Annotated in this window: 10 protein-coding genes; 8 read left to right on the forward strand and 2 right to left on the reverse strand. The window is 29.4% G+C overall.

Translation table 11 applies throughout. The annotated features are described in order from the left end of the window. Positions 1-387 precede the first annotated feature (387 nt). From rpsF to AYC60_RS05335, 7 genes are all read left to right on the forward strand, one after another. Positions 388-669: a 30S ribosomal protein S6 gene (gene rpsF, locus AYC60_RS05305; protein ID WP_067322087.1), complete on the forward strand. Its 282-nt coding sequence runs from the start codon at positions 388-390 to the stop codon at positions 667-669. A gap of 19 nt (positions 670-688) precedes the next feature. Next, positions 689-1,093, forward strand: coding sequence for a single-stranded DNA-binding protein (locus AYC60_RS05310; RefSeq protein ID WP_067322090.1), 405 nt, complete (start codon positions 689-691; stop codon positions 1,091-1,093). A 16-nt stretch (positions 1,094-1,109) separates the two neighbouring features. Next, positions 1,110-1,343: a 30S ribosomal protein S18 gene (rpsR, locus tag AYC60_RS05315; protein WP_067322093.1), complete on the forward strand. Its 234-nt coding sequence runs from the start codon at positions 1,110-1,112 to the stop codon at positions 1,341-1,343. A gap of 131 nt (positions 1,344-1,474) precedes the next feature. Further along, a complete protein-coding gene (locus AYC60_RS05320; RefSeq protein ID WP_067322096.1) occupies positions 1,475-4,387 on the forward strand; it encodes a YadA family autotransporter adhesin in 2,913 nt (970 codons plus the stop codon). Between the two features lie 191 nt (positions 4,388-4,578). After that, positions 4,579-8,016, forward strand: a complete 3,438-nt coding sequence (locus tag AYC60_RS05325; RefSeq protein WP_067322099.1) for a YadA-like family protein — start codon at positions 4,579-4,581, stop codon at positions 8,014-8,016. A 162-nt stretch (positions 8,017-8,178) separates the two neighbouring features. Further along, entirely contained in the window at positions 8,179-11,088 is a 2,910-nt protein-coding gene (locus AYC60_RS05330) for a YadA-like family protein (protein ID WP_067322102.1), read from the forward strand. 13 nt (positions 11,089-11,101) lie between these two features. Then, positions 11,102-13,939, forward strand: coding sequence for a YadA family autotransporter adhesin (locus tag AYC60_RS05335; protein ID WP_067322105.1), 2,838 nt, complete (start codon positions 11,102-11,104; stop codon positions 13,937-13,939). Between the two features lie 10 nt (positions 13,940-13,949). Here AYC60_RS05335 and AYC60_RS09625 read toward each other — a convergent pair whose 3' ends face one another. After that, complete coding sequence (locus AYC60_RS09625; protein WP_067322107.1) at positions 13,950-14,228, reverse strand: DUF1294 domain-containing protein; 279 nt, start codon at positions 14,226-14,228, stop codon at positions 13,950-13,952. Beyond that, the gene (locus AYC60_RS05345) at positions 14,203-14,742 is read right to left on the reverse strand and encodes a hypothetical protein (RefSeq protein WP_067322110.1); all 540 of its coding nucleotides are present in this window, start codon (positions 14,740-14,742) and stop codon (positions 14,203-14,205) included. The genes AYC60_RS09625 and AYC60_RS05345 overlap by 26 nt, the downstream gene beginning before the upstream one ends. Before the next feature lie 136 nt (positions 14,743-14,878). On the opposite strand from AYC60_RS05345, the gene AYC60_RS05350 reads away from it, so the two are divergent. Then, positions 14,879-15,991, forward strand: coding sequence for a cysteine desulfurase family protein (locus tag AYC60_RS05350; RefSeq protein ID WP_067322113.1), 1,113 nt, complete (start codon positions 14,879-14,881; stop codon positions 15,989-15,991). Positions 15,992-16,001 lie beyond the last annotated feature (10 nt).

Consider the following 16,001-nt stretch of genomic DNA (forward strand, 5'->3'; position numbering starts at 1 on the left):
ACTAAAACTCTATATTTTCTTTTAGTATTTTGAATAATTTTATTAGATGCATAATCTTTGTGATAATCTAATATATTATTATTAGCTAAGAATCCTTCTATTTTTAGTTTTTCTTGATAACTAAGGTGTTTACCTTTTTTTAAATTTATGTTATTATTGTTCATATAGATGTGTTCCTTTACTTTAATTTATTTTTTGTTTGTATTTTAAAGGTATCACATCTATATTTTTATTTCAAGTTTTTTTGGACATTTCTAATTTCTACTTACAAAGAGGTAAATAAATTCTAAAAAAGTTTGCATTTTTTAAAAATTTGTGATAGAATTTATTTACCCTGCTTTGTGGAATACCACTAGGGCAAAATCCAAAGGGAAGGAGAAAAAAGAAATGACAAATTATGAAATTATGTTTATTCTTTCAACTCAATTAACAGAAGAAGAAAAGAAAGCGAATGTTGAAAAAGTAGAAGCTGTTTTAACACATGCTGGAGCAACTGAAGTTAAGACTGAGATAATGGGAGATAGAAAACTAGCATATCCAATTAAGAAAAAAGAAAATGGATATTATGTTTTAACTAAATTTACTATGGATGGTACACAATTAACAGAAGTAGAGAATAAATTAAACATATCTGAGTACTTAATGAAATATATGATAGTAAAATTATAAAAAAAATAGGGGGTATATTATGAATTACGTATCATTATTAGGAAGACTTACAAGAGACCCTGAAGTTCAATACACAGGAACAGGTAAAGCTTATTTAAGATTTTCTATTGCTGTTCAAAGAGAAAACAATAGAGAGGAAGTAGATTTTATTAACTGTGTTGCTTGGGAAAAAAGAGCAGAGACTATAGGGCAATATTTTAAAAAAGGAAGTAGAATACTAGTCACAGGAAGAATTTCAGTTAGTAACTATGAGACAAAAGATGGAGAAAAAAGAACTTCAACAGATGTTGTAGTCAATAGTTTTGAGTTCATAGAAAGTAGAACTGAATCAAATGGAGGAAGCAGAGATTACACATCAAATAGATCAGTTGAAGCACCAAGAGAAGAAATTCTTGTAGACGAAGAAGATGACTTCCCATTCTAAGAAATAGGAGGAAGAAATGAAACCAGTTGCTGAATTCAAAAAAAGAAAAAGAAGACCAAAAGTTAAATTTAAACTTGAAGATATAGATTATAAAAATGTGGATTTATTAAGAAACTTTATGAATGATAAAGGTAAAATATCTCCATCAAGAGTAACAGGGTTAGATGCTAAAATTCAAAGAAAAATTGCAAAAGCAATTAAAAGAGCAAGACAAATAGCATTATTACCATATACAAGAATAGAAAAATAAAATAAACAAAGCTAGAGAGATCTAGCTTTTTATATTTAATATAGCCCACGTTTTACCAAATTTGTATATTGACAAAAAAGGTGGGAGAGGGTTATAATACTAGTATAATATATATATAAAAAGGAGGCAAAATGACAAATATAAACAAAGTGAAAAAGACACTTAAGTCATTTTTAAAAGGAAAAGTTAGTATAACAAAAAAGGTAACAATATTATTTTTAATAGCAGGTGTATCAGCATTTGCAGGATATAATAATGCAGCACTTCCATCTTGGATAAATGCTTCAGAAATCCCAGGAAGTTGGGTATTTACAAATATGGAACCAGATAATGCAAAAACAATTACAGGAAATAATAATATTGTTTTAGGGAGATTTGCTGGTGGAAATATTTCAGGAAGTCATAATTTTGTTGCAGGTCATAATGGTGCCGGTGGAGGAACAACTGGTATCAATAATATTTTGATGGGACAAGAAGCAGGGGTAAATACTGCTGGACATAATAATGTTGCATTAGGAGATAGAGCTGGTAAGAATGTTACTGGTAATAACAACTTTGCTGCAGGTCCATTTGGTGCCGGTACAGGTGTAACAGGGTACTACAATATTGCATTAGGTAATGAAACAGGTCAAAATGTAGGATATGCAGGAAATGTTCCAGGATTAGAATCTTCAAATAATAACACTGGAATGGGTAGAAATAATGTTGCTATAGGTAGAAAAGCAGGAAATAGCGTACAAGGAAATGAAAATGTTGCTATAGGAGCAAGAGTAGGTGAAGGTGTTGGTTCAAAAGCAACAACAAATAGTGAAGGAATATATAATATTGTAGTTGGAGTAGAAAGTGGAAATAATACTCAGGGTGTTTCTAACGTAGCTCTTGGTAGAAATGCTGGGAATAATGTAGATGGGTCATATAACTTTGCAGTAGGACCTGGTGCTGGAAATGGGACAAAGGGTTCTAATAATATATTTATGGGTGAGAATGCAGGAGTATTAAACGGAGTTATTGCTAATCATACAATATCTATTGGAGGACAAACTAAAGCATTAAAAGATAAAGTTATAGCAATAGGTTATGGTGCTCAAGCAAAAGAACTTAAGACAGTAGCTTTAGGTGGAAATGCAATAACTGACGTAGAAAATAGTGTATCATTAGGTAATGATACTGATACAGAAGGAACTGCAAATACAAGAACAAAAGGAACTGACAATACCTACACAACTGAAACAATATCTAATAAACTATCATTAAATTTTGCAGGAGGAGATCAAGTTGTAGGTGTAGTTAGTGTTGGAAATTCAAATCAAACAAGACGTATACAAAATGTAGCCCCTGGTTTAATTTCATCTACATCAACAGATGCAATTAATGGTTCTCAACTTTATGCATTAGCAGAAAAGGTTGCTAATATTGAAATTACAGCAGGAGGAGCATCACCTGTATTAAGCTTTACTGGGGATAATATAAAAACAACATCAGATGCAATAGGTAAAGTAGATTTAGGAACACAAAAACTTGCAATAAATGGAACTGATGGAAAAATAAAAACAGAGGTTGCTAAAGATGGACAAAGTGTTACTATTAATTTAGATGATGCTATAACAAATACTATTGCTGCAAAAGCGGATAAATCAGAAATTAAAACTTATGTAGTTGAAAATGGTAAAAATACTGTTGTTACAAAAGATGAATCAACTTCAGGAACAGTTAAATTTACTGTAGATGCAGAAAAAACAGTTGTAGTTGCAGGAACTGGTTTAAAAATGGTTTCAGAAGTTGCTGCTACTAAGGATAATAATTATGTCAACACATATACTTTAGGTTTAGCTGATGAAGTAGTTAATAAAATTGATGGAAAAGCAGATAAAACAGATATAGCAAAAACAACTTTAACAGTAACAGATGGAAAAGTTGCAGATTTAGAAGATGCAAACAAAACAAAATTGGTTACAGCAGATACAGTTAAAGATGCAATAAATAATACAGGATTCTTTATTAATTCAGGTAAAACAGAAGGAGAGAATACAGGAGCTAATAAGACTTTAGTTAAAGCTGGAGAAGAAGTTAAATTAATAGCAGGAAAAAATGTTACTATAGCTCAAAGTGGTAAAGAGTTTACTTTCTCTGTAGATTTACCTGAAATATCAAAAATAGAAGTTAAAGCAGAGGAAAACTCAGCAATAACTGTAACAAAAGATGCAAATAAAGATGTATATACTGTAGGAGTTAATGTTGACAATGATACTATAGTAATTCAAGATGGTAAATTAAAAGCAATAATTCCTTCTATAGAGCCAGGTACTATAACAGATGAGGTTGTAGAAGGGAATAAGCTTGCAAAAACAGATGAGCCTAATAAATATGCAACTGCAGGAACTGTAGTGAATGCTATAAATACTTTAGGTAATAATACTATAAAACTTGCTGGAAATAGTGGAGAAACAAATACTCAGAATTTAAATAAAGATGGTGGAATTAAGTTTGCTATTGAAGGAAATGGTTTAGTTAAAACAGAAGCAAAAGAAGATAAAGTTATTATAGATTTATCTGACGAAGCAAAAGAAAAATTAAATAAAATTGAAAATGTTGAAAAATCAACAACTTCGGCAATTTCTGGAGTAGCAAGTGCAGTAGCTATGGCTAACTTACCACAAGTAAGCAATATAGCAGGACATAGACATAATATTGCAGGATCATATGGATACTATAACGGAGAACATGCATTTGCATTAGGATTATCAGGATTAAATGAAACAGGAAACTTAGTATATAAGGCAAGTGGATCACTTAATACTAAAGGTCATGTTGCACTTGGAGCAGGACTTGGATATCAATTTGACAAATTAGAATCAAGAAGAAAAGATATGTTAACATTACAAAGAAATGGAAATATAAACTTACTTGATGAAAAGGTTTATGAATTAGATCAAGAAGTTACAAGCTTAAAAAATAATGTTAAAAATTTAGAAGGTGCAAATAAAGTATTAAATGAAAAATTACAGGAATTAGAAAAAATTGTAAATAAATTAATGAATAAATAATTTAACGCTATTTATTATGGATACTTTCCTTAAAAGGAGGTATCCATTTTTATTTAAAATAAATTTTAAGAAAAGTATTAAAGAGTAAAGAAAATTTATTAAATATAAAAATAACAAGTTAATATAGTTGACAAAAGTAAAAGTTTAAAGGTATAATTAAAATTAATTGAAACAAATAAATAGGAGGTAAAATGAATAATTTAAATAAAGTTGTAAGAATTTTAAAATCAAATTTAAAAAATAAATTAAGTATCACAAAACAAACTATAATACTATTTTTAATGATGGGTATGTTAGGAATCTCAGAAGTAATTTCAGATAATAACAAAGATAGTTTACACATAGGTACAGTTGCAAATAATGGAAGAAATAATATACTGGTAGGAGATGTAGCAACACCTGGAAATTATAGTATAATATTTGCTACTAAAAATGGTGGTGGATGGCATGGAAATGGTAAGTATAAAATTGCATTTGGAGATGGTGTAAATGCTGATGGTGATGTAGAGTATGGAATAATATTTGGGAATGTTGCAGGACATGCTTTAAGTGGGAAATATAAGTTCATATTTGGAGAAGCAGCAGGATTTAGAAATAATGGAGAATATAATTTTGCATTTGGTAAAGCATCAGGAAGAGTAGTTAATGGAATCTATAATTTTGCTTTTGGAAATGAAGCTGGTCAAGATATAGCAGGAGGAAATAATATTTCCTTATTACAAGGTGCAGGATCTCAAACAAATGGTCATTTTAATATGGCTGTTGGATTCCAAGCAGGACAAATTACAAGAGGTAACTATAACTATGCTTTTGGTCCACAATCGGGGAAAAATACTACAGGAGATGAAAATATAGCAATAGGATCTCATGCAGGGAAAGATGTTTCTGGTAATGCTAACTATGCATTTGGACGTAGTGCAGGACAAAATGTATCTGGACTTGGAAATATAGCTTTTGGTGAAAATGCAGGTCAAAATGTAAAAGGGCTTCCTAATAATGAGATTTTAGGATACTCAAATGTAGCAATAGGAAAAGAGTCTGGAAGAAATGTAATATCGAATCAAAGTTTAGCTTTAGGTTATAGAACAGGTGGACATGTAGGATATGTTACTTGGGATAATGCATCTAATGATTTTACAGCTAACCCGAGAGAGTATGTTAGAAATAGTGAAACTAATCCAAATGGGAATATTAAATCTGGTGCAGAGCATAATACAGCAGTTGGAGCAAATTCTGGGAACTATATAGCAGGTCAAGATAATGTTGCTTTAGGAGAAGGTGCAGGAAACTATATAGATGGTCCAGAAGAAGGAGGAGCTGGAAATGTTGGTATAGGTAGAAAAGCGGGGAATAGAATTTATGGAAATGATAATATAGCTTTAGGAGCGAGTTCATCTAATAGAATTAAAGGATCAAATAATATAGGAATAGGAACTTCAAGTTCAAATCAAGAAAGTTATTTAATTGAAAAGGAAAATACTATTTCTATGGGGACTTCTGCAGATTCTATAGCAAATAATGCTATATCAATAGGAACTAATGCAAAAACATTTAAAATAGATTCAATTACTATAGGTAAAGATTCACAAAATAGTGGAGAAAAAAGTATAATAGTAGGTTCAGAAAATACGATTACATCGGATAAATCAGGAATTTTTGGCTATAAAAATTATGTTTCATATAATCCAAACATACATGTAATAGGAAATAATAATGGAGATTTTAATAACCAAATATCTGCACAAAATGGAGGAATCTTTGGAAATAACAATAAGTTACCAAATACAGCTATTAATAGCCGTATTATAGGAAATAATAACGAGATTACAATAAATGATGGATTTATTGTAGGAAATGAATCAAAAATAAGTGGTAGTCATACAGTTGCTTTTGGTAATAATATTAATGCAAAAGAAAGCCAAAGTGTTTATTTAGGATTTAATTCAGATTTCAATTCAGATTCAACAAAAAGTGCAGGAAATACTACATACAGTAGCTATAATTTAACTGATAAAAATGGAGTAGTTAAGAAAACTTTTGATTTTGCAGCTCCAGTTCCTGTGGGAATTACAACTATAGGTTCAATAAAAAGTGAAAGAAGATTACAAAATGTAGCCGCAGGGTTAATAGGACCAAATTCAACTGATGCAATTAATGGATCGCAGCTTTATGCTTTAGCAGATTATGTAGCTAATTTAGAAAATCAAGTTAATAATACAAGTCCAGTTAAGGTTGTTGATGGTAAAAACACATCAGTAACTACAGGAGATGATAAAGGGACAACAACTTATTCAGTTAATGTTAGTGGAGATTTAACTGAAATTACATCTATTTCAAATGAAGGAACTAAAATATCTTTAGAAGATGAAAATAAAGTGAATGTAAACGGGGCAACAATTACCAATGTATCGGCAGGAAAAGCTGATACAGATGCAGTAAATGTATCTCAATTAAATGAGTTAAAAACACAAATAAATAACAACAAAACTACAATAAATAATATAGAAAATAAAATTTCTAAAACAGAACTTACAGTAGATAATGGTAAAGTTGTTAATTTAGATGATGAAAATAAAGATAAATTAGTTTCAGCAAATACAGTTAAAGATGCAATAAATAATACTGGTTTCTTTATTAATTCAGATAGAACATTTGGTGAAAATATAGGAAGCAAGAAGACTCTAGTAAAAGCTGGAGAAGAAGTTAAATTAATTGCAGGTAGAAATGTTACTATAAATCAAAGTGGGAAAAATTTTGAAATATCAATAGATAGACATTTAGCAACAGAATTTAATATAATTGGTGAAGATGGAATAATAGCCGAAACTTCAACTGAAAATGGGAGAGATATTATTATTGTAAAATCAGATAAATCAGACATTATTTCAAAAAAGGGAGGAGAAGCTAAAACTACAAAAGAGGATGGATTAGTTGACGCTAAAACTGTAGTTAATGCTATCAATGCTTTAGGAAATAACACTATTAGTCTTTCAGGAAATACTGGAAATACAGATTCACAAAATTTAAATAAAGAAAATGGAATTACTTTTGGAATTAAAGGAAAAGGTTTAGTAACAACAGAAGCAAATGGAAATGAAATATTAATAGATTTAACTGATGAAACAAAAGAAAAGATTAATAATATAGAAAAAGGAGCTAAATCAGCTTCAACTGCAGCTAATGCAGGAGTAGCAAGTGCAGTAGCAATGGCAAACTTACCACAAGTAAGTAACATAGCAGGACATAGACATAATATTGCAGGAGCATATGGATACTATAACGGAGAACATGCATTTGCATTAGGATTATCAGGATTAAATGAAACAGGAAACTTAGTATATAAGGCAAGTGGATCATTAAATACTAAAGGACATGTAGCATTAGGAGCAGGACTTGGATATCAATTTGACAAATTAGAATCAAGAAGAAAAGATATGTTAACATTACAAAGAAATGGAAATATTAATTTACTTGATGAAAAGGTTTATGAATTAGATAAAGAAGTTAATGATTTAAAAACAAGTGTTAAGTATTTAGAAATGTCAAATAAGGAATTAAAAGAAGAAAATTTAAAATTAAATAATAGATTAGAAGAACTAGAAAATATAGTTAGAAAATCATTTAAATAAATTATAGTGGAGTAGATTTAAAAGTTTACTCCATTTTATTTTCAAAATAAAAAATTAATAAAGAAAAATATTGACAAATGTGTAAAAGAAATAATAAAATATATTAGAAAACAAAAAGAAAGGAGATGTATGATAAATAGTAACTAAGTCATACAAATATAAATGAAAATATCAAATAATTTAGAAAAAGTGATGAAGTCATATTTAAAAAGAAAAATAACTTTTAAGAAAGAAACAGTTATATTATTTTTAATGTTAGGTACATTTGCATTTTCTGGATATAATAATGCTGCATTAAATTCAGGAATGAATCCAGATGTTATTCCAGGAAGTTGGATATTAACAAATGCAAAAGAAGAAACGGCTAAAACCATAGGTGGAGATTCAAATATTGTATTAGGAAAAGAAGTTGGGGGTAATATTACTGGAAGGATGAACTTTATTTATGGTAATGATAAAGCAGGAGAAGGTACTACAGGAATAAATAATATAATAATGGGTTCAGAAGCTGGTAAGAATACATCTGGACATAATAACGTTGCACTAGGAATTGGAGCTGGACAAAATGTATCAGGAATTAATAACTTTGCTGCAGGTCCATCAGGTGCTGGAAAAGGAGTTACAGGATACTATAACATAGCATTAGGGACAGATAGTGGACAAAATGTAGGATATGCAGGAAGTGTTGCAGGCTTAGAATCTTCTAATGGAAATACTGGTATGGGTAGAAATAACATAGCCATAGGTAAAAATGCAGGAAATGGAGTGCAAGGAAATGAAAATATTGCCATTGGTTCAAATGTTGGAGAAAATGTTGGTTCTAAGGCAACTAGTAATTCTGTAGGTATATATAACGTTGCTATAGGAAAAGAAACTGGGAACAATGTACAAGGAACTTCAAATGTTTCATTAGGAAAGGGTTCAGGAAACAATGTTGAAGGTTCATATAATTTTATTGCAGGACTTAATGCAGGAAATGGCACTAAAGGTTCTCATAATATAATAATGGGGAACAAAGCTGGAGAATTAGGTACAGTAGAAGTTAGTGAAACTATTTCAATAGGTACTGAAACTAAGGCAACAAAAAATAATGTAACAGCAATAGGGTATAAAGCTCAAGCTTTAGAAGAAAAAACCATAGCATTAGGTGGTAATTCTATTGCAGATGTTGCAAATAGTATTGCATTAGGTGATAATAGTAAAACAGAAGGAACTTCAAGCAATAGAACAAAAGGAACAGATACGAGTTATACAAAAGATGTAGTGGAAAATAAATTAAATTTATCTTTTGCTGGAGGAGATCAAATAATAGGAGTTTTAAGTGTTGGAAATGAAAATGAAACAAGACGTATACAAAATGTTGCACCTGGTTTAATTTCAGAAAACTCAACAGATGCTGTTAATGGTTCACAACTTTATGCTTTAGCAAAGGAAGTAGCTAACTTAAGTAATACAAGTGGAGTTGCAAATAATAATATAAAATTAGGTGGAGATACTGGAGAAACTGAAGCTCAAAATCTTGACAAAGAAAATGGAATAAAATTTGATATTAAAGGTGTCACAAAAGATGGAGTTACGTATATAGTCACTAAAGCAATGGGAGATAGAGTAGAAATTGATTTATCTGAGGAGACAAAAAATAAATTAAATATTCAAAATTATTTTCATGTTAATACAGGAGATCCTAACCAACCATTAGGATCAGATTCAAATTTAGGAACAATAGATTCTATAGGTGCAGCAAAAGGGAAGCATTCTCTTTCAGCTGGATATAGAGCATCATCTTTTGGAATAAATTCAGTCGCAGTCGGTACAGAAGCAGCATCAAATGGACAATATGGTGTAGCGATAGGACACTATTCACTAGTTGGTGAAAATTCAAGCAGCTCTATTTCAATAGGTAGTGGATCAGTTTCTGATGAAGGTGGGTCAATAGCTATAGGTAAAGAAGCTAAAGCGATGTTTGACAATGCAATTTCAATGGGGTCTAATGCGGAATCTAAAGCTATAAATTCTATATCAATAGGTTCAAATTCAGTAGCAGAAACAGAAGAATCTATAGCATTAGGTCCAGATGCAAAAGCAATAGGATTAAAGGCAGTTTCTTTAGGAGATAAAGCCATAGCAGATATAGACTTGTCAGTAGCTTTAGGTTCAAATTCTAAAACAACAGAAGCAGTAGCTGTAAATGATGCTACAGTTGGTGGATTAACTTATTCTGGATTTGCAGGTAATGAACCATCTTCAGTAGTTTCAGTGGGGAATAAAGAAGAAGGACAATATCGTCAGATTCAATATGTAGCAGCGGGGCAAATAAATAAAGATTCTACAGATGCAATAAATGGTTCACAGCTTTATGCAACAAATCTTGCATTAAGTAATTTAACAAAATCTGTTAAAGATATTTTAGGAGGAAATGCTAAAATAACTGAAACAGGAGATAATATAGGGAATATAACTATTACAAATATAGGAAATACAGGTAAAGATAATATACATGATGCAATTATTGCTTCAAAAACAGAAGTGAGATCAGGAGATGGTTCTCCAATTAAAGTTGAAAAAACTATAGATGATGTTGATAGCCACCCAATTTATACTTTGGATTTAGATGAAAAAACTAAGGAAAAATTAGAGAAATTAGAAAAATTAAGTTTTGATTCAAGTTCTGGTGTAGCAAATGCAGTAGCAATGGCAAACTTACCACAAGTAAGTAACATAGCAGGACATAGACATAATATTGCAGGAGCATATGGATACTATAACGGAGAACATGCATTTGCATTAGGATTATCAGGATTAAATGAAACAGGAAACTTAGTATATAAGGCAAGTGGATCATTAAATACTAAAGGACATGTTGCACTTGGAGCAGGACTTGGATATCAATTTGACAAATTAGAATCAAGAAAAAAAGATATGTTAACATTACAAAGAAATGGAAATATTAACTTACTTGATGAAAAAGTTTATGAGCATGAAATTGAAATAGAGAGCTTAGAAAAATTAAATAAAGAATTACTTGAAAAAGTAGAAAAATTAGAAAAAATGATTCAAAAACTAGAAAAATAATACGAGGAGAAAAATGAAAAAAAATAATATAAAAAATAAAATTATAAATCCTATGTTAATTGTTTTTGCTATGGGAGTCATTGGATTTATATCTGAAAATTCATATGCTGGTTCAAATAATTATGCTATGCCAACATGGATATCACGTAATAATATACCTGGAAATTGGGTTATTACTAATACAGAGCCAGAAATTGCTTATTCTATAAGAGGAGATAACCATATATCATTTGGTAGATGGTCTGGTAATAATATATCGGGTAATAATAATTTTATTGCAGGACAAAATGGAGCAGGTAGAAATACTTCAGGAAATAGTAATATTATAATGGGGCAAGAAGCAGGAGTAGATACTACAGGAAATAGTAATATTGCATTAGGAGATAGAGCAGGAAAAGAAGTTTCAGGGAATAATAACTTTTCTGGAGGTCCATTTGGTTCAGGAAATAGAGTTACAGGAAACAATAATATAGCTTTAGGAAATCAATCAGGTATAGCAGTTGGATATAAGGGTAATGATCCTGAATTATTAGATAAAATGGGAAACTATAACGTTGGAATAGGAAGATTAGCAGGAAATGATGTACAGGGTAGCGAAAACTATTCAATAGGTGCAAGGGTTGGAAGTAATGTAAACTCTACTGGTAATGTAGCAATAGGAGTTGAAAGTGGAAACAATGTACAAGGAAATGACAATATTTCATTAGGTGGTAATAATGGAAATAATGTTTCAGGTTCAAACAACTTTGTATCTGGAGGAGGTTCTGGACATAACATTAAGGGTTCTAATAATATAGTATTAGGTCATGATGCAGGTAATATAAATCAATTAACAGCTAATGATACAGTTTCTATAGGTAGATCAACAAAAGCTGAAAAAGATAATGTTACAACTTTAGGATATGGAGCAAAAGCAAAAGAAGATAAAACATTAGCTTTAGGAAATTCTACAGCAGATGTAATAAATAGTGTCTCTATAGGAGATGGTAGTAAAACAAATTCTTCAATAAGTAATAGAACAAAAGGAAACGACAATAGCTATACAACTGATACTATAGATGATAAAAGCTACACTTTTGCTGGAGGAGATCAAGTAATAGGAGTAGTAAGTATAGGAAATGAAAATGAAACAAGACGTATACAAAATGTTGCACCTGGATTAATTTCAAAAAACTCAACAGATGCAATTAATGGTTCACAACTATATTCTTTAGCAGAAAAAGTTGCTAACTATAATTCCACAGGAGGTGTAGGAGACAATACAGTTAAAATTGGTGGGGATAATAAAACATTAACTAATTCTCAAAAATTAAGTAAAACAGGTGGAATTAAATTTGACATTGTTAAGTCAGAAAATAATTCATATATAGTTACAAAAGCAAGTAATAATAGAGTAGAAATAGATTTAACAGAAGAAGCAAAAGATAAAATAGAAAAAAACACATATTTTCATGTTAATACTGGAGATGCAGATCAAGAGGAAGGAGATTCTGTAACTAATTATGGAAGTTCTAGCTCTAAGGCTGGAGCATTAGCGAATCATTCTTTAACAGCAGGAATAGAAGTGGTATCTAATTCAGAAAATGGTGTTGCAATAGGTAGGGACATAACATCTTTTGGTAGAGAAACGATTGCTATTGGAGATCAAGTTATTGTAAAAAAAGATACAGTTTCTTCAATAGGTATAGGGAAACAAGCTGTTATAGATGGAAAAGAAAGTATTGCAATTGGAGTTATATCGAATTCACAAAAAGATTATGGAATTTCTTTAGGGAATTATTCTAGGGCAAATGAAGTTAGAACGATAGCCATAGGAAATGTTTCGCGTTCAGAATACGAAGGAACAGTCACTTTAGGAAAGTATTCTATTTCATATTCAGAAGGTTCGACTAATATTGGAGCTTTTACAATTAGTACAATTAATAAGTCTATATCTCTTGGAGCTGAAAGTATGGCTGTTGAAGCAGTTTCCGTAAATGAAGCTAGTATAGGTTCACTAACTTATGGAGGTTTTGCAGGTAATACTCCTTACTCATCATTTGCTATTGGATCTATACAAAATACACGTCAAATGCAAAATGTAGCTGCAGGACAAATTAATAAAAAAAGTACAGATGCAATAAATGGATCTCAGCTTTATGCAACGAATAATGCTTTAGGTAATTTAACAAATGCAACTAAAACATTTTTAGGAGGAAACTCAATATTTGAAAAAGATGGGGATAATATAGCTAAATTTAATATGGATAATATAGGTGAAACAGATAAGGATAATATAAATGATGCTATTTCAGCTTCAATTACAGAAGTAAGAGTTGCTGAAGGATCGTTAATGCATATTGATAAAACAATAGCAGATGATGGGCATCATATTTATACAGTGGATTTTAATTCAAAAATTAGAGAGAATATAAAAAAATTAGAAGATGCAGGACAAAATATAAATGCAGGAGTAGCAAGTGCAGTAGCAATGGCAAACTTACCACAAGTAAGTAACATAGCAGGACATAGACATAATATTGCAGGAGCATATGGATACTATAACGGAGAACATGCATTTGCACTGGGATTATCAGGATTAAATGAAACAGGAAACTTAGTATATAAGGCAAGTGGATCACTTAATACTAAAGGTCATGTTGCACTTGGAGCAGGACTTGGATATCAATTTGATAAATTAGAATCAAGAAGAAAAGATATGTTAACATTACAAAGAAATGGAAATATTAATTTACTTGATGAAAAAGTTTATCAACAAAATATTAGGTTGACAAATTTAAGAAATTCAAGTTTAGCACTGTTAGATAAATTAAACTTTTTAGAAAATAAAATTGAAAAATTAATGAAATAAATTAGGGGCATTAGCCCCTAAAATATTTTAAATAAAGTAATATAAAAATATGTATTGTCGAAAAAAAATATACAAATATAAATTTTTTCTTTTTAATTTTATGTCTAAAAAAAATCATAGAAATTATTGCTCCAAATGGTCCTAATAAAGAGATTCTTAAAAGCATTTTTTCAGATATTCTACTCATATTTTTTATAGCCAAAAATTTATCGATTCCAAAAATAATAAATGAAAATACATTAAATAATATAATAATATTTATATTATTTATAAGTTTCAAAAAATTCATGTTCAGCTATTCTATAAACTTCACTATTATCAAGAGGAGTAACTAAAAAGTCATTTAATTTAACTATCATATTTTCTCCCCACGCAGCAGTTATAAAAAAAGTTTTTGTCTTATCTTCAATATTAAGCAATGTTAAAATATTTTCATCTACCTTTATAGCTTTTACTTTACCTATTGGCATATAAATAGACCAAAATTCATCAAAATTTTCAATAAATTTATACCTTTTATTAAATTTTTCTTCGCTCATTATATACATTTCTTTAGCATCTGTAAGATTTTTTACAACAACATTATTTTTTTTCGCTATATTTTTTGTTTCTATACCATCTTTAGTTATAGTGAGAATTTCTTCACCTTCTATAGCCTTTCTTGCATGAACTTTTTTATACTTTTCATACACTTTAATATTTTCAAAATTTAAATGAGATAATAGAAATTCTTGATTTAAAATTTTATCACTATTTGTAAATGATAATATACTTAGAAATAAAAAAATAAATATTTTTTTCATGAATTCTCCTTTCAATATAATATATATAATTTTACCAAAAATGAAAGATATAATCAAATTAATATATATCTAACTACTATTTTTTTTAAGGTTTTCGTGTTAAAATATATTAAAAATATGAGGAAGAAGGTTTAATATGAAAGTATATTTAGATAATGCAGCGACAACAGGTATTTTGGATGAATTTAAAGAAGAATTATTAAATGTATTTGTAACAAATTTTGCAAATGCCTCTTCTATACATGCCCTAGGTAAAAAATCTAGATATATACTTGAAAAATCAAGAGAAATAGTAGCAAATAGCCTTAATGTATTACCTAAAGATATATTTTTTACTTCAGGAGCTACAGAGTCAAATAATATGATAATAAAAGGAGTTGCATTAAGTAAAGGAAGTGGACACATTATTACATCAAGTATAGAACATCCAAGTGTTTTAAATGTATGTAAATATCTAGAAGAAAAAGGATATGAAATAACTTACCTAAGACCAGATAAATATGGCAGAATAAGTAAAGAAGATGTAATATCAAATATTAAAGAAAGCACCATCCTTATTACTATAATGGCAGTAAATAATGAAACAGGAGTAAAAATGCCTATAGAAGATATTGGAAATGCAATAAAAGAAACAAATATCTTTTTTCATAGTGATATGACTCAATTAATATTAAAAGAAAAAATAGATTTATCTAGTTTTAACATAGATGGAATTTCTGCATCTTTCCATAAATTACATGGTTTAAAAGGAGCGGGAATAGCATATATTAAATCAAAATATCAGATAGAAAAAATATTACATGGTGGACATCAAGAAAAAAACAGAAGATCTGGAACAGAAAATCTTCAATCAATAATATATTCATCTAAAGTTTATGAATACTTATACAATAACATAGATAAAAATCTTGAATATATTAAAGAACTTAGAAAGTATTTAGGAGATAAATTAGAAAAATTAGAAGGAAAAGTATTAGTAAATAATAATAAATATACTATAAATCATATAATAAATATACAAATAATAGGAAAAGATATAGACTATCTTTTACCACTATTTGATATGAACGGTATATACATATCAGGAGGATCTGCTTGCCAAAGTGGTGCTATGAATCCATCGACTGTATTAATGGAACAAGGACTAAGTGAAGAAGAAGCCAAAGCTTCAGTAAGACTTAGTTTATCTATACAAAACACTAAAGAAGAAATAGACTATTTTATAGATGTTTTAAAAAAAATATTGTAAAAGAGGTGAT

The organism is Streptobacillus felis (assembly GCF_001559775.1).
GTDB lineage: Bacteria > Fusobacteriota > Fusobacteriia > Fusobacteriales > Leptotrichiaceae > Streptobacillus > Streptobacillus felis.

Bases quoted from the DNA above. Each gene is read 5' to 3' on its own strand.
- rpsF (WP_067322087.1), top strand. From the start codon at position 388: ATGACAAATTATGAAATTATGTTTATTCTTTCAACTCAATTAACAGAA.
- AYC60_RS05310 (WP_067322090.1), top strand. From the start codon at position 689: ATGAATTACGTATCATTATTAGGAAGACTTACAAGAGACCCTGAAGTT.
- rpsR (WP_067322093.1), top strand. From the start codon at position 1,110: ATGAAACCAGTTGCTGAATTCAAAAAAAGAAAAAGAAGACCAAAAGTT.
- AYC60_RS05320 (WP_067322096.1), top strand. From the start codon at position 1,475: ATGACAAATATAAACAAAGTGAAAAAGACACTTAAGTCATTTTTAAAA.
- AYC60_RS05325 (WP_067322099.1), top strand. From the start codon at position 4,579: ATGAATAATTTAAATAAAGTTGTAAGAATTTTAAAATCAAATTTAAAA.
- AYC60_RS05330 (WP_067322102.1), top strand. From the start codon at position 8,179: ATGAAAATATCAAATAATTTAGAAAAAGTGATGAAGTCATATTTAAAA.
- AYC60_RS05335 (WP_067322105.1), top strand. From the start codon at position 11,102: ATGAAAAAAAATAATATAAAAAATAAAATTATAAATCCTATGTTAATT.
- AYC60_RS09625 (WP_067322107.1), bottom strand. From the start codon at position 14,228: ATGAATTTTTTGAAACTTATAAATAATATAAATATTATTATATTATTT.
- AYC60_RS05345 (WP_067322110.1), bottom strand. From the start codon at position 14,742: ATGAAAAAAATATTTATTTTTTTATTTCTAAGTATATTATCATTTACA.
- AYC60_RS05350 (WP_067322113.1), top strand. From the start codon at position 14,879: ATGAAAGTATATTTAGATAATGCAGCGACAACAGGTATTTTGGATGAA.